19 protein-coding genes are annotated in these 22,251 nt (G+C 63.9%); 8 read left to right on the top strand and 11 right to left on the bottom strand.

Translation table 11 applies throughout. The annotated features are described in order from the left end of the window. Positions 1 to 154: 154 nt before the first annotated feature. The 3 genes from AB7A72_RS07980 to AB7A72_RS07970 all read left to right on the top strand — a co-directional run bounded on the left by AB7A72_RS07980 (position 155) and on the right by AB7A72_RS07970 (position 2,047). On the top strand, positions 155 to 637 hold the full coding sequence (locus AB7A72_RS07980; protein WP_369459572.1) for a DUF2321 domain-containing protein: 483 nt from the start codon (positions 155 to 157) through the stop codon (positions 635 to 637). A gap of 16 nt (positions 638 to 653) precedes the next feature. Further along, the gene (locus AB7A72_RS07975) at positions 654 to 1,613 is read left to right on the top strand and encodes a restriction endonuclease (RefSeq protein ID WP_369459570.1); all 960 of its coding nucleotides are present in this window, start codon (positions 654 to 656) and stop codon (positions 1,611 to 1,613) included. Between the two features lie 200 nt (positions 1,614 to 1,813). After that, positions 1,814 to 2,047 carry a hypothetical protein gene (locus AB7A72_RS07970; RefSeq protein WP_369459569.1) on the top strand — a complete coding sequence of 78 codons (234 nt, stop codon included), beginning with the start codon at positions 1,814 to 1,816 and terminating at the stop codon, positions 2,045 to 2,047. Between the two features lie 372 nt (positions 2,048 to 2,419). Here the strand turns inward: AB7A72_RS07970 and AB7A72_RS07965 are convergent, their stop codons facing one another. From AB7A72_RS07965 to urtA, 7 genes are all read right to left on the bottom strand, one after another. Then, positions 2,420 to 2,788: a zinc ribbon domain-containing protein gene (locus tag AB7A72_RS07965; protein WP_369459568.1), complete on the bottom strand. Its 369-nt coding sequence runs from the start codon at positions 2,786 to 2,788 to the stop codon at positions 2,420 to 2,422. Between the two features lie 69 nt (positions 2,789 to 2,857). Beyond that, positions 2,858 to 4,081, bottom strand: a complete 1,224-nt coding sequence (gene fmdA / locus AB7A72_RS07960; protein WP_133855171.1) for a formamidase — start codon at positions 4,079 to 4,081, stop codon at positions 2,858 to 2,860. 75 nt (positions 4,082 to 4,156) lie between these two features. Further along, entirely contained in the window at positions 4,157 to 4,846 is a 690-nt protein-coding gene (urtE, locus tag AB7A72_RS07955) for an urea ABC transporter ATP-binding subunit UrtE (protein ID WP_133855172.1), read from the bottom strand. Between the two features lie 10 nt (positions 4,847 to 4,856). After that, the gene (gene urtD, locus AB7A72_RS07950) at positions 4,857 to 5,600 is read right to left on the bottom strand and encodes an urea ABC transporter ATP-binding protein UrtD (protein ID WP_239809707.1); all 744 of its coding nucleotides are present in this window, start codon (positions 5,598 to 5,600) and stop codon (positions 4,857 to 4,859) included. A 14-nt stretch (positions 5,601 to 5,614) separates the two neighbouring features. Beyond that, positions 5,615 to 6,814: an urea ABC transporter permease subunit UrtC gene (urtC, locus tag AB7A72_RS07945; RefSeq protein ID WP_239809708.1), complete on the bottom strand. Its 1,200-nt coding sequence runs from the start codon at positions 6,812 to 6,814 to the stop codon at positions 5,615 to 5,617. Positions 6,815 to 6,837: 23 nt separating this feature from the next. Next, positions 6,838 to 7,752 (bottom strand): urea ABC transporter permease subunit UrtB, encoded by a 915-nt coding sequence (gene urtB, locus AB7A72_RS07940; protein WP_239809709.1) that lies wholly within the window; start codon positions 7,750 to 7,752, stop codon positions 6,838 to 6,840. Positions 7,753 to 7,951: 199 nt separating this feature from the next. Beyond that, positions 7,952 to 9,199 (bottom strand): urea ABC transporter substrate-binding protein, encoded by a 1,248-nt coding sequence (gene urtA, locus AB7A72_RS07935; protein WP_239809710.1) that lies wholly within the window; start codon positions 9,197 to 9,199, stop codon positions 7,952 to 7,954. Positions 9,200 to 9,482: 283 nt separating this feature from the next. Here urtA and AB7A72_RS07930 point away from each other — a divergent pair, with 283 nt between their 5' ends. The 3 genes from AB7A72_RS07930 (at position 9,483) to AB7A72_RS07920 (ending at position 15,072) form a co-directional block, all read left to right on the top strand. Then, positions 9,483 to 12,863, top strand: coding sequence for a hybrid sensor histidine kinase/response regulator (locus tag AB7A72_RS07930; RefSeq protein WP_369459567.1), 3,381 nt, complete (start codon positions 9,483 to 9,485; stop codon positions 12,861 to 12,863). 2 nt (positions 12,864 to 12,865) lie between these two features. Then, positions 12,866 to 13,750 carry a response regulator gene (locus tag AB7A72_RS07925; RefSeq protein ID WP_369459566.1) on the top strand — a complete coding sequence of 295 codons (885 nt, stop codon included), beginning with the start codon at positions 12,866 to 12,868 and terminating at the stop codon, positions 13,748 to 13,750. 335 nt (positions 13,751 to 14,085) lie between these two features. Further along, on the top strand, positions 14,086 to 15,072 hold the full coding sequence (locus AB7A72_RS07920; protein WP_239809713.1) for a tripartite tricarboxylate transporter substrate-binding protein: 987 nt from the start codon (positions 14,086 to 14,088) through the stop codon (positions 15,070 to 15,072). Positions 15,073 to 15,156: 84 nt separating this feature from the next. On the opposite strand, the gene AB7A72_RS07915 is transcribed toward AB7A72_RS07920, so the two are convergent. Beyond that, the gene (locus tag AB7A72_RS07915) at positions 15,157 to 15,492 is read right to left on the bottom strand and encodes a DUF1840 domain-containing protein (RefSeq protein ID WP_116926167.1); all 336 of its coding nucleotides are present in this window, start codon (positions 15,490 to 15,492) and stop codon (positions 15,157 to 15,159) included. A gap of 10 nt (positions 15,493 to 15,502) precedes the next feature. Then, a complete protein-coding gene (locus AB7A72_RS07910) occupies positions 15,503 to 16,768 on the bottom strand; it encodes a class I SAM-dependent methyltransferase (protein WP_369459565.1) in 1,266 nt (421 codons plus the stop codon). Positions 16,769 to 16,893: 125 nt separating this feature from the next. On the opposite strand from AB7A72_RS07910, the gene AB7A72_RS07905 reads away from it, so the two are divergent. Continuing rightward, the gene (locus tag AB7A72_RS07905) at positions 16,894 to 17,457 is read left to right on the top strand and encodes a hypothetical protein (protein WP_369459564.1); all 564 of its coding nucleotides are present in this window, start codon (positions 16,894 to 16,896) and stop codon (positions 17,455 to 17,457) included. A gap of 3 nt (positions 17,458 to 17,460) precedes the next feature. Here AB7A72_RS07905 and AB7A72_RS07900 read toward each other — a convergent pair whose 3' ends face one another. Both AB7A72_RS07900 and AB7A72_RS07895 read right to left on the bottom strand, forming a co-directional pair. Further along, positions 17,461 to 18,570 (bottom strand): M14 family metallopeptidase, encoded by a 1,110-nt coding sequence (locus AB7A72_RS07900; protein ID WP_369459563.1) that lies wholly within the window; start codon positions 18,568 to 18,570, stop codon positions 17,461 to 17,463. Continuing rightward, complete coding sequence (locus AB7A72_RS07895; protein ID WP_369459562.1) at positions 18,567 to 20,660, bottom strand: molybdopterin-containing oxidoreductase family protein; 2,094 nt, start codon at positions 20,658 to 20,660, stop codon at positions 18,567 to 18,569. Before AB7A72_RS07895 ends, AB7A72_RS07900 begins: the two co-directional genes overlap by 4 nt. Positions 20,661 to 20,919: 259 nt before the next feature. Between AB7A72_RS07895 and AB7A72_RS07890 the strand changes: the two genes are divergently transcribed. Then, positions 20,920 to 22,125 (top strand): M20 aminoacylase family protein, encoded by a 1,206-nt coding sequence (locus tag AB7A72_RS07890; RefSeq protein WP_239809718.1) that lies wholly within the window; start codon positions 20,920 to 20,922, stop codon positions 22,123 to 22,125. The last annotated feature ends 126 nt before the right edge of the window (positions 22,126 to 22,251 follow it).

Below are 22,251 nucleotides of genomic sequence, written 5' to 3'. Positions count from 1 at the left end.
AACCAATTGCGCGAGGTACTTGCTGCTCCGTTTGTCTTTAGCAGCAAGCACCCACACTGGTTCTGCAGTAAGTGCTTCTTGATTTGTGAGGTTGTGGCAAATCAAACTTCTGCAACTTCATGTTACAGTAAATAAATTAGCTTTTGGAGAGACGATGGGTACCTACCATGTTGCAGAGGTTTGCCCGAACGGGCATGTATCCACCAGTTCCGCTGACACGTCACCGGAGCTACGCGAGAAGTTCTGCTCCTCATGCGGAGAGGCGACGATGACCCAGTGCCCGTCGTGTCGTGCTGCGATACGTGGATACTATTACGTCGAGGGGGTGTTCTCCTTTAGTGAATACACCCCGCCTGCGCACTGTCACAACTGCGGAAGCGAGTTCCCGTGGACGGCTCGCAAGGTCGAGAGCGCTATTGAACTGGTGGAAGTTGGCGGCGGCCTGACCAACACCGAACTTGTGCAATTGCGTACTGACTTGGCCGAGTTGACGAAGGACAGCCCGAAGACGCAAGTCGCGTCTCTTCGTTTCAAGAAGGCAATGGCCAAGGTCGGCGGCACCGTCGCTCAGGGCGTGCGCGACATTGTCGTTGACGTGTTGAGCGAATCGGCCAAAAAGGCCATCTGGGGCGCTTGAGAGTAGGTACAACTACATGGCTGACGCATTCCACTATCCACCGGAACTACTTGAGCTGTTAGTTGAGACCGTTCCTCGACTTAGCCGGGCGAAGAAAGGCGTTGTGCTATTTCTACGCGGCGCTGGTGTAGCAGATCAGGACCTATCAGAGGTCGAACGTACCTTGGCGACGAATCCCCAATCGATCAACAAGTTTGAGATCGTCCGCAAAGTGCTCACGAACGTCAACGTTCGTGGCGATAGCGGGCTGCGTCCTCGGCGCGAGATAATCAAGCGCGTTGTGGAGTTCGAGAACTTCGACACCTGTTGGCCGGAAGATCAGTTGAAGGCCAAAGGTTTGGTCGCCAGCGTGCGTGAAGCCGTCAACGCAAAGGACTCGTTCACGCGCATGAAACAGGAGCGGGATGCCGAGCGTGAAGCAACCCTCGCCCGCCAGCGCGCAGAGCAGGCAGCAGCGGCGGAGAAGCTCGCCAAGATTGAGCAGGTGGAAACGCGGCTCTCTGCATTGTTCGGCATGGGCGACAGACCGCAGGAGCGCGGAAAGCTTCTTGAGGGCGTCCTGAATGACCTGTTTCAAGTCTATGGAATCTTGGTCCGTGAGGACTTCCGGCGAAAGGACCCTGACACATCGGTTGTTCTAGAACAGATCGACGGCGTCATTGAAGTCGATGGTGCCATCTACCTGGTCGAGATGAAGTGGCTCAAGGCGCCGGTTGGCACAGGAGAGTTCTTTCCGCATCTAGGTCGCCTCTTCCTCCGAGCAAATGCACAGGGCATATTCATCTCGTCCGAAGGCTTCACCGAACCTGTGGTTAAGGAATGTGCGACTGCCCTGGCCCAGAAGACGATGGTCCTCTGTTCGTTGCAGGAGATCGTGATGCTGTTGCAGCGACGGGACGATCTCCTTTCGTTCTTGAAGAAAAAGTCGCGGGCAGCCATCGTTGACAAGAACCCATACCTACAAATCCTCGCGTGATCTAGTAGCCTCTTCTTTGGCGATTCACATGCGCATTCATCGCATCAGGTGGCACATTAAGTGATCGAAACCGCAATGGGACGGGGGCACCTGTAAGCGCCGCTCCGTCTTGCCAACAAAAGCGCAATCCGGTCGCAGTGAAGTTCCCTCAGAATTAAGTGAGGCTCAACGCTGGAATTGGAGCAGTCAGCGGAGCGGAAATGAAGGCAAGCGACAGCAAGGACGCGACTCCGGCGAAGTATCTTGAACATCTACTCCAGCGAAAGGGCATTGAGCACGCGCGGCATATGCGCGACGAGTTGAACTGGCGGCGGAAGCCTTCAGCGATGTTCTGGACGATACGGCATAGCTGGCGGGCTTGGATAGTTGGCGCGTTCACCTTCAAGTCCGGCGTTGTCGCCTTTGCCGCAGATCTAAAGGGCTTGTTCGGCTGACTGAAAAGACTCAGACTACGGCCTGCCGGCTTTCGCAGCGCTCATCCGTCATCCCAGCGTCAGCTCTCCGCTCCACTCACCAATGGCTGATCTGGGGCGTAAGGTGCCACCATGATTGGTAGCTTTCCTCAGCTCCTTTCTACTGTTTGGCCCCTCATGTGTAACCCCAACTTTCATCCGGAGGGACCATTCGCATGACACGGGAACCGACAATAACGCCAGTCGTCCGGAGCATATAGGTCAAGCAAACGGCGTTATGTGTACCACGTACAGAACGATTGGGTTAATCATTGACGGCGTCGCGTCGCAAACCGCACAAGCCTGCAGCAGTAGCCCAAGCTTATTTTTGCGAAGGACCGCGTGTCGACGACCTCAATGGCTAATCATCCAAGGCCTGTTCCCCACCTGGCTTTTCAGCGCTGGCTGCGCTGAAGCCGCAGCGCTGCTGCTTTTGGCACCCCCGCTGCAACACCCACAGCCACTGGGATGCCGCAGCCGCCCATAGTTGCCCGCCGCAGGGTCGTTATCCCGCGACATGCGCGGCGCATGGCGGGCGCGTTCGTTGACCTCGGCGGCGCGGCGCTGCTGGGGGGAGGTGCAGGCCAGGCGCGGGGCCTGGGTGATGACGCGCTCGGAGGCCGCGCCGCAGCGGGGGCAGGCGCAGGCCAGGTTGCGGTCGGACAGGCGGCGCAGCGCGTCGAATTTGCCGCAGTGCTGGCAGGCGTAGTCATAGGTGGGCATCAAGGTCTCCTGCACAAAAAGATAAAAGCGGGCCGGCACAGCGGCCCGCATACGCGCGTCTTGCTCGTCTTACTTGTCGTACGAGATCGGCATATCGATGCTGCCGTCGAGGTACTTGACCGGCCCTGCCGCGCTCGGGTTGATGTCGAAGTCAAAGATCTGCGTGGGCAGCCACAGGGTGGCGCAGGCGTTGGGCACGTCCACCACGCCGCTGATATGGCCCTGCACCGGGGCAGTGCCGAGGATGGAATAGGCCTGGGCGCCCGAGTAGCCAAACTTCTTCAGGTACTCGATGGCGTTCAGGCAGGCCTGCTTGTAGGCCACGTTCACATCCAGGTAGTACTGCTTGCCCGATTCGTCAACGCTGATGCCTTCAAAGATCACATAGTCGTTGTAGGTCGGCACGATGGGGCTGGGCTTGAAGATGGGGTTCTTGATGCCGTACTTGGCCATGCCGCCCTTGATGATGGACACCTTCATGTGCACCCAGCCGGCCATCTCGATCGCGCCGCAGAAGGTGATTTCGCCATCGCCCTGGCTGAAGTGCAGATCGCCCACCGACAGGCCCGCGCCATCGACATAGACCGGGAAGAAGATCTTGGAGCCGCGCGAGAGGTCCTTGATATCGCAGTTGCCGCCATGCTCGCGCGGGGGCACGGTGCGCGCGCCGCTGGCAGCGGCCTTGTCGCGAGCCTCGCCCTTGAGCTGGCCCATGTGCGCCGTGGCCATGAACGGCGGGTTGGCCAGGTTGCCGTCGGGGTTGGTGTCGATCAGTGCCTGCTCGCGCGCATTCCAGGTCTCGAGCATCTTGGGATCGGGCAAGGTGCCGATCAGCCCCGGGTGGATCAGGCCGGCATAGCGCACGCCGGGGATGTGGCGCGATGTGGTGAACATGCCCTGGAAATCCCAGATCGATTTTTGCGCGGACGGAAAGTGGTCGGTCAGGAACCCGCCGCCGTTCTTCTGCGAGAAAAAGCCGTTGAAGCCCCACTGGCTCTCGTCTTTGGCGCCAATGTCGAGCAGGTCCACGACCAGCAGGTCACCGGGCTCGGCGCCTTTGACGCCCACCGGGCCCGACAGGTAGTGCACCGTGGTCAGGTCCACATCGCGCACATCGTCGGCGCTGTCGTTGTTCTGGATGAAGCCCCCCGTCCAGTCGTAGGTCTCCAGCACAAAATCATCGCCGGGGTTGACCCAGCAGGCCATCGGAATATCGGGGTGCCAGCGGTTGTGCACCTTCTCGTTGGAGGGGGCCGGTTGGGACAGATCAACCTTGATCAGGGTTTCGGGCATGTACAGCTCCTGTGATGCAGTCAATGAAACAGAAAAATGCGGGCCGGCAGCGCAAGCCGCCCGGCGCGCAAGGACCTAAACCGACAGATAGGACTTGATGTGGGCCTCGTTGGTGTTGGCGCGGTCGGTCTCATGCACGATGCGCCCGCCCTCGATGACAAAGAGCCGGTCGGCCACATCCATCGCAAAATGCAGCACCTGCTCGGAGACCACGATGGTGATTTCGCGCATCTTGCGGATCTCGTTGAGCGCCTTGGCGATGTCCTTGATGATGGACGGCTGGATGCCTTCGGTGGGCTCATCGAGCAGCAGCACCTTGGGGTTGGTGACCAGCGCGCGGGCAATGGCCAGCTGCTGCTGCTGCCCGCCCGAGAGGTTGCCGCCCTTGCGGCGGCGCATATCCCACAGCACCGGGAACAGCGCATAGATCTCGTCGGGAATCTTGCGGTCGCGGGCGTTCTCCAGACCGGTCTCGATGTTCTCCTCGACGCTCAGGGTCGGGAAGATCATGCGGCCCTGGGGCACATAAGCAATGCCCTTGGCCACGCGCAGATAGCTCTCGTCGCGCGACACGTCCTGCCCCGCCACCTGCACCGCCCCGCTCTTGAGCGGCAGCACGCCCATCAGGGCCTTGAACAACGTGGTCTTGCCCATGCCGTTGCGGCCCATGATGGCCAGGGTCTCATTGGGCCGGCCTTCGAACGAGATGCCGTGCAGCGCCTCGCTCTGTCCGTAGGCCACGTGGATATCGTTGACTTTCAGCATGTGCGGCTCCTCAGTGGCCCAGGTAGACATCGATGACTTTGGGATCGGACTGCACGGCCTCCATCGAGCCTTCAGCCAGAATCTTGCCCTGGTGCATGACGGTGACCTTGTGCGCAATGCGGGCCACAAACTCCATGTCGTGCTCGATCACGATCACCGAGCGGCCCACGCAGATGCGCTTGAGCAGATCAGCCGTCAGCTCGCGCTCGCGCGCGCTCATGCCGGCAATCGGCTCGTCAAGCATCAGCAGTTCCGGGTCCTGCATCAGCAGCATGCCAATCTCCAGCCACTGCTTTTGCCCGTGCGACAGCAGGCCCGATTCCATCTCCAGCACATGGTCCAGGCCGATCTCCTGCGCCACCGCCTGCACGCGCTGCTGCACGGCCTCGGTGCACTTGAAGCGCAGCGCGCCAAACACCGAGCGCCCCTCTGGGTAGGAGACCTCCAGGTTCTTGAAGACCGACAGGTTCTCGTAGATCGACGGGGTCTGGAACTTGCGGCCGATGCCCTTGCGCACGCGCAGGTACTCGTCCATGCCCGTCAGCTCCTGGTTCTGGAACTTGATGCTGCCGCTACTGGCCTTGGTCTTGCCGCAGATCAGGTCCAGCAAGGTGGTCTTGCCGGCGCCGTTGGGGCCGATGATCACGCGCAGCTCGTTCTTGTCGACATAGAGGGTCAGGTCCTCGATGGCCTTGAAGCCGTCAAAGGAGACTGTCAAACCCTCCACCGCCAGTGCAAAGTCGGTATTGCTCATTGCGCACTCCTGGTTCAGACGCCTTCGGCCGCAGGCTTGCCGCTGACCGGCTCCTGCGCCTTGCTGGTGGCGGTGGTGGTAACGGGCTTGGTAGCCGTGCTGGTGGCCACTGGGCCGGTCGGGCTGGCGGGCTTGGCAGCGCGCCGCGCCAGCATGGGCTTGAGCTTGCTCGCATACAGGCCCGCCAGGCCGTTGGGGAAGAACATGGTCACCACGATGAAGAGGCCGGCCATGCAGAACATCCACAGATCGGGGAAGGTCTCGGAGAAATAGGTCTTGCCAAAGTTGACCAGCAGCGCGCCGTAGACGGCACCGACCAGACTCATGCGGCCACCGACCGCGGCAAAGATCACCATCTCGATCGACGGAACAATGCCGACGATGGACGGGGACATAAAGCCCACCTGCAGTGCAAACATCGCGCCGCCAATGCCCGAGATTGCAGCGGCCAGGCAGAACACGAAGACCTTGAACATCGACACGTCGTAGCCGGAGAAGCGCACCCGGTCTTCCTTGTCGCGCATCGCCAGCAGCAGGGTGCCGAGCTTGCTTTTCTGGATCCACAGGCAGGCCACCACCGACAGCAGCAGCAGGCCGCAGCAGACGTAGTAGAGGATGTACTTGGCGCTGTCGGTGCGGATGTCCCAGCCCAGCAGGGTGCGCAGGTCGGTCATGCCGTTGACGCCGCCGGTGTAGCCCTGCTGGCCGATGATCAGCACGGTGAGAATCAGCGCCACGGCCTGGGTGATGATCGCAAAGTAGACATCGCCCACCCGGCGGCGGAACATGGCAAAACCGATGATGAAGGCCAGCAGCGCGGGCGCAGCCACCACGGCAAACAGCGCAAAGGGCAGGTGCTCAAACGGCGTCCACCACAGCGGCAGTGCGGTGAGCTGGTTCCAGTCCATGAAGTCGGGGATGCCCGGTGTGGACTGGATGCTGGTGCTGGCCTTGTCGGAGGCCTCCAGCTTGAGGAACATCGCCATCGCATAACCGCCCAGGCCAAAGAACACGCCCTGCCCCAGGCTCAGCACGCCGCCCCAGCCCCAGAGCATGACCAGGCCCACGGCCACAAAGGCGTAGCAGAGGTACTTGCCCACCAGGTTCAGGCGGAAGGAATCGAGCGCCAGCGGGAACACCACCAGCAGCACCACGGCCAGCAGCGCCACATGTCCCAGGCCGGTGCGCTCCAGCCACACACGCATATCTTTCATGGTTGTCATCCTTTCCACCGGCTTTAGCGGCGCACCTTGCTGGCAAACAGACCTTGGGGCCGCAGCATCAAGACCACGACGATGAAGGACAAGGTCAGCACCTTGGCCATGGAGCCACTGAGGAAGAACTCCGTGATGGACTGCACCTGGGCAATGCCAAAGGCCGATGCCACGGTGCCCAGCAGGCTGGCGGCGCCGCCAAAGGTGACGACCAGGAACGAATCCACGATGTAGAGCGAACCGGAGGTAGGCCCCGTCGAGCCGATGGTGGTGAAGGCGGCGCCGGCAATGCCCGCCACCCCGCAGCCAATCGCAAAGGTCAGGCGGTCGGTCTTCTTGGTGTTGATGCCGATGGCGTTGGCCATCACCCGGTTGCTGACCGTGGCCCGCACCCGCAGGCCCCAACGGCTGCGGTACAGCGCAATCAGCACGCCGGCGGTCACCAGCAGCGCCAGCGCCAGCACAAACAGGCCATTGATCGGAATGTCCAGCCCCTCGCTGGGCGACCAGGAGCCCATCAGCCAGTCAGGCAAAGTAGGGCTCACCTCTTTGGGGCCGATCACCGAGCGGAACACCTGCTGCAGTCCCAGACTCAGGCCCCAGGTGGCCAGCAAGGTATCGAGCGGGCGCTTGTACAGGTGGCGGATCAATGCCCACTCGGCCAGCCAGCCCAGCACAAACGCGAACACAAAGGCCGCCACGATCGACAGCGGAAAGTAGTACGGCATCCATGCCGGCGCATGGGCTTCCACCAGGGTGGAGGCCATGAACACGGTGTAGGCGCCGATGGTCATGAACTCGCCATGCGCCATATTGATGACACCCATCTGGCCAAAAATAATCGCCAGGCCCAGGCCCATCAGCAGCAATACTGCAAACAGGCTGAGGCCTGCGAAGCCCTGCATCAGCCCGATATTCATCATTTCAGAAAAAGTCATGGCGCTCTCTTGTCGGGTGGTGGTCGGCGGCATCGCGGGCCTCAAGGGCAATGCCTCGGGGCCCGCTCCTTGCTTGTAAGTGGCAAACACAGCCCAGCAAACCGAAGGTTTGCGGTTGAGACGAGGCGCGAGGCCGCAGGCAGTACAAAAAGTACGACAAGGCCGAGCAACGACGTATCAAGGGCTGTGTTGGCCACGTTTATTGGTAGCCCTTGGGGAAGGGATCAGGCTTGATTAGCTCGGGCGACTCGGACACCACCTTGAAGGTCCCGTCCGGCAGGCCCTGCGCGATGCGCGACTTGCTCCAGAGGTGGTGGTTGGCGTCGATCTTCACGTAGCCTTCGGGAGCGGTGTTCAGCTCGATGCCCGGCGATGCGGCCACGACCTTGTCCACATCGAAGCTGCCGGCCTTCTCGACAGCGGCCTTCCACAGCCAGGGGCCCAGGTAGCCGGCCTGGGTCACATCGCCGATGACCGACTTGGGGCCGTACTTGGCCTTGAAGGCCTCGACAAACTTCTTGTTGTTGGGGTTGTCCAGCGTCTGGAAGTACTTCATGCTTGAATAGAAGCCGGCAAAGTTCTCGCCGCCAATGCCGAGCATTTCGTCCTCGGTCACCGACAGGGTCACCAGGAACTGCTTGTCACCGGTGATGCCCGCCGCCTTGAGCTGCTTGTAGAAGGCCACGTTGGAGCCACCCACGACGGCGGCAAAGATCAGATCGGGTTTGGCCACCTTGATCTTGTTGATCAGCGAGTTGAAGTTAGTATTGCTCAGCGGGTAGTACTCCTCGCCGACGACCTTGCCCTTCTGGAAGGTCTCGATGTGCTTGCGCGCAATCTTCATCGAGGTGCGCGGCCAGATGTAGTCCGAGCCCACCAGGAAGACCTTGGAGGCGTTCTTTTCCTTCTTGGCCCAGTCGAGGCTGTACAGAATCTGCTGGGTCGCTTCCTGGCCGGTATAGATGACGTTCTTGCTCTGCTCCAGGCCTTCGTAGAAGGTGGGGTAGTAGAGCAGACCGTTTTCCTTTTCGAAGACGGGCAGCACGGCCTTGCGCGAGGCCGAGGTCCAGCAGCCGAACACGGTCGCCACATGGTCGCTGATGAGCAGTTTCTTGGCCTTTTCGGCAAAGGTGGGCCAGTCGGAGGCGCCGTCCTCCTTGATCACGCGGATCTTGCGGCCCAGCACACCGCCCATCGCGTTGATCTGGTCGATGGCCAGCTGCTCGGCCTGGATGGAGCCGGTCTCGGAGATCGCCATCGTGCCGGTCGACGAGTGCAGCTGCCCCACCACCACTTCGGTGTCGGTCACCGCGAGCTTGCTGGTGTTGACCTGCGCAGTAGGCGGCGTTTGGGCGCGGGACAGCATGGGCAGACCCGCGATGCTGATGGCCCCCAGGCCTTGCAAGAGACGGCGGCGGCGGAGCGACTGTTGGAATTCCTGAGACATGCTTTTCTCCTCAAGTGGTTCAGGCGTTGAACCGGTAACGGGTTGAAACCTGTTGATCACTCTAAAAGTGCGGCCCCGAAACACCCATACGTCATTTGACGTAGCCGATGCGTAGACGCCCCGTGCCCGGCTGCGCGCCAGGGGCGGGCGCGGCATTCGGCAGGCAAAGCCTCGCCGGCCGCACCTCGCCGGCGGCGCCTTGCCGGCCGCACCCTCCTTCGTGTGGCCTGAATATTGCTTGGTCTGGGGGTCCCCTGCCCCTGGTGCCTGCACGCTGCCTGTGATGACCAAGCCCTCCCAAAAGATCTTCCCGATCCGCCGCGAATACAACGCCTGGGTGGCCGACGAGACCATGGAGGACTACGCACTGCGTTTTACACCGCAGAAGGCGCGGCGCTGGAGCGAATGGCAGCTGCTGAACACGGCGATGGGCGGGCTGTCCTTTCTGGCGCTGGAGGCCATCGGCGCGACCATCACCCTGGCCTATGGCTTCAGCAACGCGGCCTGGGCCATTGCGGTGATGGGCATCGTGATCTTTCTGACCGCCTGGCCCATCTCGGTCTGCGCGGCGCGCTATGGGCTGGACATGGACCTGCTCACCCGGGGCGCCGGCTTTGGCTACCTGGGCTCGACCATCACCTCGCTGGTCTATGCCACCTTCACGTTCATCTTCTTTGCACTGGAGGCGGCCATCATGGCGCTGGCCGTGCAGATGGCGCTGGGCTGGCCGCTGGTGGTCTGCTATGTGCTGTGCGCGCTGGTGGTGATACCGATGGTGCTGTATGGCGTGACCTTCATCTCCAAGCTGCAGGCCTGGACCCAGCCGCTGTGGGCGCTGATGCTGCTGACGCCCTATCTGTGGCTGGCCTTCACCCAGCCGCAGCTGGTGCATGAGCTGCCGGGCCTGTCGGGCCTGACCTCGGGCAGCGCCGATTTCAACTGGCTGTATTTCGGCTCGGCCAGCACCGTGATCTTCGCGCTGATCGTGCAGGTGGGTGAGCAGGTCGATTACCTGCGCTTCATGCCGCGCAAGACGGCCGCCAACCGGGGCCGCTGGTGGTTTTGCGTGCTGATGGGCGGGCCGGGCTGGATCCTGATGGGCGCCGCGCGCATGCTGGGCGGCGCCTACCTGGCCTATGTGGCGCTGCAGTTTGGCTCCACGGTGGCCGAGGCCTCGGACCCCACCCACCTCTACCTCAGCGCGTTTGGCAAGATGGTCCAGGACCCGGGCATCGCCCTCTGGGTCACCCTCATCTTCGTCATCATGGCGCAGATCAAGATCAATGTGACCAATGCCTATGCCGGCTCGCTGGCCTGGTCCAATGTGTTCTCGCGCATCACCCGCAGCCACCCTGGCCGCGTCGTGTGGCTGGTGTTCAACGTGATGATCGCGATGCTGATCATGACCCTGGGCGTGTTCAGCGCGCTGGAGAAGGTGCTGGGCATCTACAGCAATATCGCCGTCGCCTGGGTCGGCGCGCTGGTGGCCGATCTGGTCATCAACAAGCCGCTGGGGCTGAGCCCGCCGGGCACCGAGTTCCGGCGCGCCTACCTGCATGACCTCAACCCCGTCGGGCTGGGCGCGATGGGCATTGCCGCGCTGGCCGCCGGCATTGCCTACAGCGGGCTGCTGGGTGAGCTGGCCAGCGCCTTTGCGCCCTATATTGCGCTGGTGATTGCGCTGCTGGTCTCGCCGCTGCTGGCCTGGTTCACGCGCGGGCGCTGGTATATCGCCCGCCCGCCCGCGCTGTTCGAGGCGCCCGAGCTGCAATGCGCCGTGTGCCAGAACCAGTTCGAGCGTGCCGACATGGCCGCCTGCCCTGCCTATGGCGCGCCCATCTGCTCGCTGTGCTGCTCGCTCGATTCGCGCTGCCATGACCGCTGCAAGCCCGGCACCGCGCGGGCCCAGGTGCAGTGGCGCAGCCTCTACGAAAGCCTGCTGCCCCAGCGTATCCAGCGCAGCATCAACTTTCGGCTGGCGTCATATGCAGGCACGGTGCTGCTGCTGACCAGCCCCATGGCACTGGCCTTGTTCATCGTCTACATGCAGCAAAGCCTGGCGCCGGGGCAGACCGATTTGCGCTGGGCCTTTGTGCGTGCGTTCTCGCTGCTGGCGCTGCTGTGTGCGCTCTACGCCTGGTGGCTGGTGCTGGCCAAGGACAGCCGGCGCATGGCGCGCGAGGAGTCGGAGCGCCAGACGCAGATGCTGCTGCAGGAGATCGAGGCCCACCAGCGCACCGATGCCCAGCTGCAGGCCGCCAAGGAGCATGCCGAGGCGGCCAACCAGGCCAAATCGCGCTATGTGGCCGGCATGGCCCATGAGCTGCGCACGCCGCTGACCAGCATCCTCGGCTATGCCCAGCTGCTGCTGCGGCGCAGTGACCTGCCCGGCCCCGCGCATGAAAGCATCACCACCATGCTGCACAGTGGCGAGCACATGCACTCGCTGATCGACGAGCTGCTGGATCTGGCGCGCATCGAGGCCGGACGCCTGCGGCTGGACCCGGCGCCGCTGCAGTTCCCCGAGTTTCTTGAAGCGGTCAACCGCATGGTGCGGCCCCAGGCCGAGGCCAAGGGCCTGCAGTTTGCGCTGCAGACCCAGGGCCGCATGCCACCGTGGGTGCGCGCCGATGCCAAGCGTCTGCGCCAGATTCTGATCAACCTGCTGGGCAATGCGATCCGCTTTACCGACAGCGGCAGCGTGCGCCTGCAGGTCAACTGCCACAGCGATGTGGTGCGCTTTGATATTTGCGACACCGGCATCGGCATTGCGCCGCAGGACCATGAGCGCATCTTCATGCCGTTTGAACGGGGCAGTGCCGGGCGCCGGGCCGCGAGCACCGGCACCGGTCTGGGCCTGACCATCACCCGCATGCTGACCTTGCTGATGGGCGGCGAGCTGAGCCTGCAGAGCACGCCTGGCCAGGGCAGCACCTTCTCGGTGCGCCTGTACCTGAGCGAGGTCCACACCCCACCCCGCGCGCTGGCCGGCCAACCCCAGGCCCGCCCCTTCATCGGCGGCTACCAGGGCCCGCGCAGAACGCTGCTGGTCGTCGATGACCAGCCCATCCACCGCCAGCTGATCGCCGGGGTGCTGATTCCGCTGGGCTTTACCGTGCTCGAAGCGGCCAGCGGCCACGAGTGTCTGGAGATCATCCGCGATGCGCCCCCCGATGCCATCCTGCTGGACCTGAGCATGGATGACCTGAGCGGCTGGCAGACCGCTGCGCTGGTGCGCCAGCAGTACAGCGCCGCCCATCTGCCGATCATCATCGTCTCGGCCGACCTGTTCGAGAACCAGCCCGAGCAGCTCGAGCGCGCCGGCTGTCAGGCCTTTGTCGGCAAGCCGGTGCTGGAGTCCGAGCTGATGGACAGCCTGGCCTGGCTGCTGAAGCTGGAGTGGCTGGAGGACAAGGCCGTATCCCCTCCCCCGGCGGCACTGCCCTCCGCCCCGCAGCCTGGCCCGCTGCCGCCCGAGCTGCAATCGGACATCACGCGGCTGGCACGCTTTGGCGATGGCGCCGGCCTGCGCAAGCTGCTGGCGGCGGCCCAGGCCAGCCATCCCGATAGCCGCGATGCGCTGCAGGCGCTCGATGCCGCTGCCCAGCGTTTCGATTTCCCGTTCATCCTGGAAAGCCTCGCGGCGTCCTCGCCCGATACCTAGCCATGCCTCATCACACATCCCATGCCGGCGTCGTCCTGGTGGTCGACGATGCCATCGAGACCCTCGGCTTCCTCTGCGAAGCACTGAGCCAGCAGGACTACACGGTGCTGGTGGCCCGCAATGCGGCCGAGGCGCTGGAACGCCTGGAGATCGCGACGCCCGATGCAGTGCTGCTGGACTGCGTGATGCCCGGCGAGACCGGCTTCTCGCTGTGCCGCAGGATCAAGGCCGACCCCGCCTGGGCCCATGTGCCGGTGATCTTCATGACCGGGCTGTCCGAGACCGACCATATCGTCGAGGGCTTTGCCTGCGGCGGCGTGGACTATGTCGTCAAACCGCTGAAGCTGCCCGAGGTGCTGGCGCGGCTGGCCCGCCATATGCACAACGCCCATGTGGGCCGCATGGCCCAGGCGGCGGTGGATGTGGCGGGCATGGGCGTGGTGGTGCTGGACCGCCAGGGCCGCATCGCCTGGCGCTCGCCGCAGGCGGCACTGTGGCTGGAACAGGCCTTTGGCGCCAGCACAGCGGCGGCAACGGCCTGGCTGCAATCGGCCTGGGATACGACGGCCCAGCACCCGCTGGGCGGCAGCAGCCTGCTGGCTCAGCCGGTGGGCGAGGTGGGCATTGGCGAGCGCATGCTGGTGCTGCGCGTGGGCACCGACAACCTGCGTGCCAGCACCCAGCGCCTGCAGGATGCGTCGCTGACCCCGCGCGAGACCGAGGTGCTGGGCTGGCTGGCCAAGGGCAAGACCAACCGGGACATTGCACAGATCCTGGGCATGAGCCCGCGCACGGTGAACAAGCACCTGGAGCATGTGTTTGAGAAGCTGGGCGTGGAGACCCGGGCAGCGGCAGCGGCCATCGCCAGCGGCTCCCTTGCCGCGTAAGCTTCGTGTAAGCCATAGAAAAGCTACGGATATTGCAGCGGTCTGGCGTGGCGCCCCAAGGCGCCTGCCGCTTGCGCCAGCGCAAATAAATGTCCATACCTGCCTCTGGCTGCACGACATTTCGCCGACGGCTAACGACATTTCAACTATCAATATTGATAGCATCTATCGCAAACCATCGTTGACCCCGGCGGCCATTTGGCTTTAAGTTCCGGGAAAAGCGCCTGGCCGAAAACGATAAACACTCAGGAAAAACAAGGGTTTACCTTAGAAAAAATCCCTGCCTGATCTCGGTAGGATGGCACTCTTTTTCCCTTCAAGAGAGACAAGCCGTTATGAACAAGATGATGCAATGGACTGCGCTGGCCCTGGCGGCCGCCACCGCGACCGGCGCCTATGCCGACGCCTCCTACCCCAACAAGCCCATCACCATCGTCGTGCCCTTCACGGCAGGCGGCCCCACCGACCGCGTCGCACGCGATCTGGGCGAGGCACTGCGCAAGCCCCTCAATGGCGTGACCGTGGTCATCGACAACGCCGACGGCGCAGGCAGCACCATCGGCATGGCCAAGGCCGCACGTGCCAAGCCCGACGGCTATACCTTGCTGCTCAACCACATCGGTGTGGCCACGGCCCCTATCCTGTACCGCAAGCTGTCCTTCGATGTGACCAAGGACTTCGAGTACCTGGGCATCATCAACGACGTGCCGATGACCCTGATCGGCAAGCCCACCTTGGCACCCAACAACTACAAGGAACTGGCTGCCTACCTGAACAAGGAAAAGGACAAGGTCAACCTGGCCAATGCCGGTATTGGTTCCGCCTCGCACCTGTGCGGCCTGCTGCTGCAAAGCACCCTGAAGATCCCGCTGACCGCCGTGCCGTACAAGGGCGCAGCACCGGCGATTGCCGACCTGATGGGCAACCAGGTCGATGTGCTGTGCGACCAGACCACGAACACCACCGGCCAGATCGAAGGCAAGAAGGTCAAGGCCTATGCCGTGACCACCAGCAAGCGCCTGACCACGCCATCGCTGAAGGACCTGCCGACCCTGCAGGAAGAAGGCCTCAAGGGCTTTGAAGTGACGATCTGGCACGGCCTGTACGCCCCCAAGGGCACGCCACCCGACATCCTGAAGAAGGTCAACGACGCGCTGAAGGTGGCCTTGAAGGACCCCGAGTTCATCAAGAAGTCGGAGAACCTCAGCGCCGTCGTGGCCAACGACCAGCGCATCACGCCCGAAGGCCACAAGGCCTTTGTGCAGGCCGAGATCGCGAAGTGGACGCCGATCATCAAGGCGGCCGGCACCTTCGCCGACTGATCGCGCGACACCTCAGAACCTGTTCAACGCAAAAAGACTGCCTTGGCAGTCTTTTTTTCGTTGGATCAGACGCTTGCTGGGCGGTCAGCCGCCCCAGACCACATCGGCCTGCTCGGCCGCACTGCGGCGCAGCATCTCGATGAAGGGCACCGCCCGCTGCTTGAGGCCGACGCTGGCCTTCACATCCTGGCCGTCGGCGTCTTCGGGGTCCTGGTCCAGGTCCTGCGTCTTGGCAGCCTGGGCGCGTTCGTCTTCGGCAGCCACAGCGGCCTGCAATGCGGCAATCGCCTGGGGAATCTGGTCCGTGGTGATGATGCCGCGTGGCGAGGCGTCCTTGCCGATGATCTGCAGCACCTTGCGGGCATCAGGCTCCAGCATGATCATGTCTGCAGTGGCCTGTGATTTGAATTTGAATAGCACGGCGCTCTCCTTATCGATACATATAGTCCCGGGTGAACGGGTATTGTGATTGTGCACCAGGCATGGTGCCTGTCGTCATCGACCCATCGGGCATGACAGCCAGCATCTGGTGCAGCGCCACCCAGCCATGCTCAAACCCCGTGGCGCAGCCGGCCAGGTAGAGGCGGTAGGCGCGCAGGGTCTTGGCGGCCTGCGCGGAGTCGCCCTTTTGCGCGAGGATCGCCAGCGCCTCGTCCAGCTGCGCCTCCAGGGCATCGGACCAGGCCCACAAGGTCTTGGCGTAATGCGGGCGCAGGTTGTCGGTGTCCACCATCTCCCAGCCCGCGTGGGCCATCTCTTCGAGCACGGCGCTGACATGGATCAGCTCGCCGCCGGGGAAGATGTATTTCTCGATGAAATCGCCCATGCCGGCGCCCAGCTGCTCGTTGTCGGTGCCGCCAGCGGTGATGCCGTGGTTCATCAGCAGGCCACCGGGTTTGACCAGGCGCTTGAGCACCGTGAAGTACTCGTGCATATGGGCGCGGCCCACATGCTCGAACATGCCCACCGAGGCGAGCTTGTCAAAAGGCTGGTCCACGCGCAGCTGGCGGTAGTCGGTCAGCAGCATCTTGACCCGGCCCTGCAGGCCTTTTTGTTCAATCAGCTGGTTGACATAGGCATGCTGGTTTTTGGACAAGGTGATGCCGGTGCCCTCGATGCCATAGTGCTCGGCAGCCCACAGCAGCAGGCCGCCCCAGCCCGCTCCCACATCCAGAAAGCGCTCGCCTGGCTGCAGCCGCAGCTTGCGGCAGATCAGGTCCAGCTTAGCCTCCTGCGCCTGGGCCAGGCTGTAGTCGGGCTCGGCGTAGTAGGCGCAAGAGTAGACGCGGCGCGGATCCAGCCACAGACCGTAGAAATCGTCCGAGACGTCGTAGTGGAACTGGATCTGCTCGGAATCCTTGGTCAAGGTATGGAGCGCCGCCGAACGCGAGCGCGCCAACAGCCGGCTCCACCAGGTGGAACGCGCCGCCACCGGGTCCGAGGGCATCAGCGCCACCGCAGCGGCCATCGCATCGCGCATCGTGCCTTCGATATCAACGTGGCCCTCGACGATGGCCGCACCCACTACCCCGACATCGCCAGCCGCCAGCGAGGCCAGTGCCGCCGCGTTGTGGCAGCGAATGCGTACCTGCGCCTGGTCCGGCGGACCGATCCATCCGCCCTGCGGCAGGGAGATGGCAACCGACACTGGCAAACCCGCCAGCTTTTCTTCGAGCTTGGAATGCAGGATATTCATAGCGGTTATTGTGTGGCGCCGGTCCGCAAGGTCAATAGCCGTTGTCTGACACACCTACTAACAACATATCTATAGGGATGCCGCCAGCACCTGCGCAGCAGACGCGTTAGCATTGCTCCCTGCCCATGCCCACATCCCCGCCTGTCCCCTCTTCCGATCGCTTGCAGCCCGCAGCCTTGCTGGATCTGCCTGCTTTGCAGGCCCGCTACCCGAACCAGGACTGGGTGGTGTTGCAGGCCGATCCCGGTGCTTGCCAGGTGTGGCGTTTGACCGCGCAACAGGCGTCGCCTATCCGACACGATCTGCCGTTGGGCTATGGCCAATTGGCAACACAGTACCTGAGCCGCGCGTCCGCCGGCGCTGGCCAGGTGGAACAGGTGATCGAGTTGGTGGAAGACCAGATCATGCCGCTGACCCGCAGCTGGCCAGCGCCCGGCCCCCAGCTGGCTTTGCTGTGCAGCGCGCCGGACATGGCGGCCCTGGCCGCGCAGCTGCAGGATCCGCAAGCCCCGCTGCAGACCACCGACGCTGTCGAGCAGCTCTTCAACCGCTATGCCCACCACATGATGGGCGGCAGCCACGGTGGCCTGCAGCTGACGCCGGCGCAGGCGGCGCTGTTGATTCTGCTGCGCGAATGCCTGCACCACTGGGGCTGCCAGCAGGTCGCGCTGCAGGGGGCGCGGGCTTAGACGTCAGCGCGCTTCGCTGCGGAGCCCATCCACCGTCTGGAACAGCGCCTGGCGCGCCTGGCTGATGATCTGCGCTTTCCAGGCCACGCTCTCGTCATAGAAGGCTTCGCGCATCTGCTGGTGGATGGCGTTCTGCTGGGCGGCCGGTGCCTCGGGGTGCTGGTGCAGCCAGTGGTCGGCGCGCAGCGCATCCAAGGTAGCATGCACCGGCAGCACGCCGTACTCCAATGCCATGCCGGTAAATGTGGCCTGCGGGCATTCTTGCGCCACGCTGTTCCAGAGCAGGCCGGTCAAAGGCGGCGATGAGGAGCTGCCATCGTCCAGCGACGTGACCGGCGTCGCGCCTGCCCCATCCCACCAGCGGCGCGCCCGCGCCAGCATGGCCGCATCACCGGGCGGGCCGGTGAAGATGCGCTCGCCATAGCCATTGGGGCCCAGCCCTGTGTGCACATCGATCCAGGCGATCTGGCGCGCGGCCTGGCCGTGCTGGCGCAGCACCTGGCGCAGGGTCTGGTTGCTCCAGGTCGGCGCCTGGCCGCCAAAGAACACGCCTTGCGGATAACGGTACTGGCCCTGGGCCACCGCCGCCTGCCAGGCCTTGAGGCCGTGCGCATCGATGAAGTCCTGCATCGCCTGCTGCACCGGGGCCGTCGGCGGCCACTGGGCCGGCACGATCACCTCGTGCAACTGGTCATAGGCCGGGTTGCCCGGCAGCGGTTGGGAGAAATCGACAAAGTTGCGGTTCAGGTCCACGTTCTCCTGGGTCACGCGCCGGCCGTAGGAAAAGCCATGGGGGTTGAGCGCATGCACATAAAGCACGGCAACACCGGCGCTGCGCACCTTGTCCAGCCACTCGGCATCGCGCAGCGCATAGACCTGCACGCCGCTGCCGCAGTAGCCCTCAATGCCATGGCAGGCGCTGCTGAGGATCAGCAGCTGGTCGGCATCGGCCGCGCCATCCCGGGCCACATCCATGGCCAGCGCTTCGCCTGCGACCCCGGTCAACGGATGGGGCTGCGACTGCAGCGCCAGGCCAGCGGCGGCGGCGGACTCCAGAAACTGCTGGCGGGCTTGCGCATAGCTGCGCGAAAAGGCTTGTTCTACAGCGCTCATGCGGCGATACCTCCGTGGCCCATGCCGGCGGTGGCCATGCGCTCGACCTGCACCGCACAGTCGTAAAAGGACGGTGCGCGTCCGATATCGGTCAGTTGCTGGTGGGTCAGCTCGTTGACGTTGGTGCCATTGGGCCCATCCTTGCGCCACCAGATGCCCAGTCCCACGACCACACCCGGCCGGGCACGGCCATTGATGCTGGCATGGCAGACATGCTCGCCCCGGCCGTTGAAGACGCGCACCAGATCGCCATCTTCAATCTGGCGGCTTTGCGCATCGCTGGGGTGCATCTCCAGCATCGGGCGCTCTTCGGCGCTGCGCAGCTGGCGCACATTGACAAAGGTGGAGTTGAGAAAGTTGCGCGCCGGTGGCGAGATCATCGCCAGCGGATGGCTGGCCGTCGGCAGCTCATGGTTGGGCAGGTGGTCGGGCAAGGGGTTGATGCCCATGGCCTCCAGCGCCGCGCTGTGGAACTCGCACTTGCCCGAGGGCGTGGCAAAGCCGCCATTGGCAAAGGGGGCGTCGGGCAGGTCCTGTGCGACAAAGCCCTGCGCCAGCAGCTGCTCGAACGGGATGCGCGTCGGGTCCACCGCCTGGCGGCACAGCTCCTCGTCGCTGTCGGCAAAATGCGGCGCCGCAAAGGCGCTGTCGTAGCGCGCCATCTGCGCGGCCAGGTCGCGGAAGATCTGCGCATTGCTGCGCGCCTGGCCCAGCGGCGCAATGGCCGGGCGGTTGAGCAGCACATCGGTGTGGCCGTAGCTGGTGTGGATGTCCCAGTGCTCCAGCTGGCTGGTGGCGGGCAGCACATAGTCGGCATAGTCGGCCGTGTCGGTCATGAAGTGCTCCAGCACCACGGTGAACAGGTCCTCGCGGGCAAAGCCCTTGACCACCTTGGCCGAATCGGGGGCTACCGCGACCGGGTTGCTGTTGTAGCAGACCAGGGCGGCAATCTGCGGGCCGAACCCGGCGCTGGCGGGCTGGAGCAGCGCATCGCCAATCGTGCTCATGTTGACGGTGCGGGGCTGGCGCGCGCCCAGCAGCGCCGGCATTTGCAGGGCCCCCCGGCGCGCCGGTGCCGATGACGAACTGGACAGCAGCAGGCCGCCAGCGCGGTGGCGCCAGGCGCCGGTGAGTGCGGGTAGGCAGGCGACCGCGCGCACGGCATTGCCGCCGCCGCGCACACGCTGCATGCCGTAGTTCAGGCGGATCGCCGCCCGCTCGGTGGTGCCGTAATCGCGCGCCAGGCTGCGGATCTGCGCGGCATCGATGCCGCAGACCTGGGCGGCGCGCTCGGGCGACCACTGCAGTGCGCGGGCCTTCAACGCGTCCCAGCCCAAGGTGTGCTGGGCAATGTAGTCGTGGTCGAGCCAGTCGTTGCGGATCAGCTCATGCATCAAGGCCAGCGCCAGCGCCGCATCGGTGCCGGGCAGCAGCTGCAGGTGTTCATGGCATTTGTCGGCGGTCTCGCTCTTGCGCGGATCGATGCAGACCAGCTTGGCGCCGTTGCGCTTGGCCTCCATCGCATAGCGCCAGAAATGCAGGTTGCTGCCAATGCTGTTGCTGCCCCAGATGAGGATCAGCTGGCTCTCGGCAAAAAACTGGACCCGCATGCCCAGCTTGCCGCCATAGGTGTGCAGCAAGGCTTCCGAGCCCGCGCTGGCGCAGATGGTGCGGTCCAGCAGTGACGCGCCCAGCTGGTGGAAAAAGCGCCGGTCCATGCTCTCGCCCTGCACCAGGCCCATCGTGCCGGCATAGCTGTAGGGCAGGATGGCCTGCGGATCGGTCTGCGCAATGCGGTGCAGCCGCTGGCTGATATCGGCCAGCGCCTCGTCCCAGCTCACCGGCTGGAACTGGCCGCTGCCCTTGGGGCCGACCCGCTTCATCGGCTGCAGCACCCGGTCGGCATGGTAGCTGCGCTGGGTGTATTTGCTGACCTTGGCGCAGAGCACGCCGCCGGTGTGCGCATGCAGCGGATTGCCGCTCACCTTGGTCGCCACGCCATCGACCACGGTGGTGACCAGTGAGCAGGTATCGGGGCAGTCATGGGGGCAGGCGCCCAGAACGGTGGTGGCGGCAGCAGTGGTAGTCATGGCAAGGGCGGCGCCGAGGCCGGCGCAGAGTCGGGGGAATGGAGTGCTGCACATGGTAGCGCCAGTTGGCAGGGGCCGGGGTCTCCTGCAGCACGTGGCCGAGCGGGGCCCAGGCCCAGGGTTATTCCCAGGACATTTCAGCGCAGGGGTGTCCTGCTTTGCTGCACCATAGAGGGCTTGGCACGCCGCGCGCCAACGCCTTGGCCTCTCGCGGCACCGGCCAGACAGATACATCCCCATGTAGCCAACAGGATTTCCCATGAAGCTGATTGATTCCATCGTGGCCGAAGCGGCCAGCATTGCCCAGATCCGCAAAGACATCCATGCCCACCCGGAGCTGTGCTTCGAGGAAGTGCGCACGGCCGATCTGGTGGCAGCCAAGCTGACGGAATGGGGCATTCCTATCCACCGCGGCCTGGGCACCACCGGCGTGGTCGGCATCGTGCACGGCAAGGATGGCGGCGCCAGCGGCCAGGCCGTGGGCCTGCGCGCCGATATCGATGCGCTGCCGATGCAGGAGTCCAACACCTTTGAACACGCCAGCCGCCATGCCGGCAAGATGCACGCCTGCGGCCATGACGGCCACACCGCGATGCTGCTGGCCGCAGCCAAGCACTTCTCCAAGTTCCGCGATTTTGACGGCACCGTCTACCTGATCTTCCAGCCCGCCGAAGAAGGCGGTGGCGGCGCGCGCGAGATGATCAAAGACGGCCTGTTCGAGAAATTCCCGATGCAGGCCGTGTTCGGCATGCACAACTGGCCCGGCATGGCCGCCGGCAACATGGCCGTCAGCCCCGGCCCGGTGATGGCCTCCAGCAACGACTTCAAGATCACCATCACCGGCAAGGGCGGCCACGGCGCGATGCCGCACATGGGCAATGATCCGGTGCCCATCGCCTGCCAGATCGTGACGGCCTTCCAGACCATCATCACCCGCAACAAGAAGCCGCTCGATACCGGCGTGATCTCCGTGACCATGATCCACGGCGGCGAAGCCAACAACGTGATCCCCGACCGCGTGGAGCTGCAAGGCACGGTGCGCACCTTCCGCACCGAAGTGCTGGACCTGATCGAAGCCCGCATGCGCCAGGTGGCCGAAGGCTGCTGCGCGATGAACAACGCGCAGTGCGAGTTCTACTTCAACCGCAACTACCCCGCCACCGTCAACAGCGTCCCCGAAGCCGAGTTCGCCCGCCAGGTGATGATCGACATCATCGGCGCCGATAAAGTAAAAGCGCAAGAACCCACGATGGGTGCCGAAGACTTCTCCTTCATGCTCGAAGCCAAGCCCGGCGCCTACTGCTTCATCGCCAACGGCGAAGGCGACCACCGCGCCATCGGCCACGGCGGCGGCCCCTGCACCTTGCACAACCCCAGCTACGACTTCAACGACGACCTGATCCCCCTGGGCGCAACGTACTGGGTACAACTGGCCACCAAGTGGCTGGCCCAAGCGAAGAAATAAGCGAACAGCAAACCAGAGACAGCGCCCCCGGGCGCTGTTTTTCATGGGGCCAAGCAGCATCAAGCACCCCACCTCTGATCGGCCAGGGCACCATTTGAAATCAACGGTCTGCCGGAGCGGGCTCCA

Origin of the sequence: Comamonas sediminis (genome assembly GCF_041107495.1) — a bacterium.
GTDB classification, from domain to species: Bacteria; Pseudomonadota; Gammaproteobacteria; order Burkholderiales; family Burkholderiaceae_C; genus Comamonas; species Comamonas sediminis.
The sequence above is the reverse complement of the archived record's forward strand: the minus strand, read 5'-3'. Positions and strand labels throughout refer to the sequence as shown.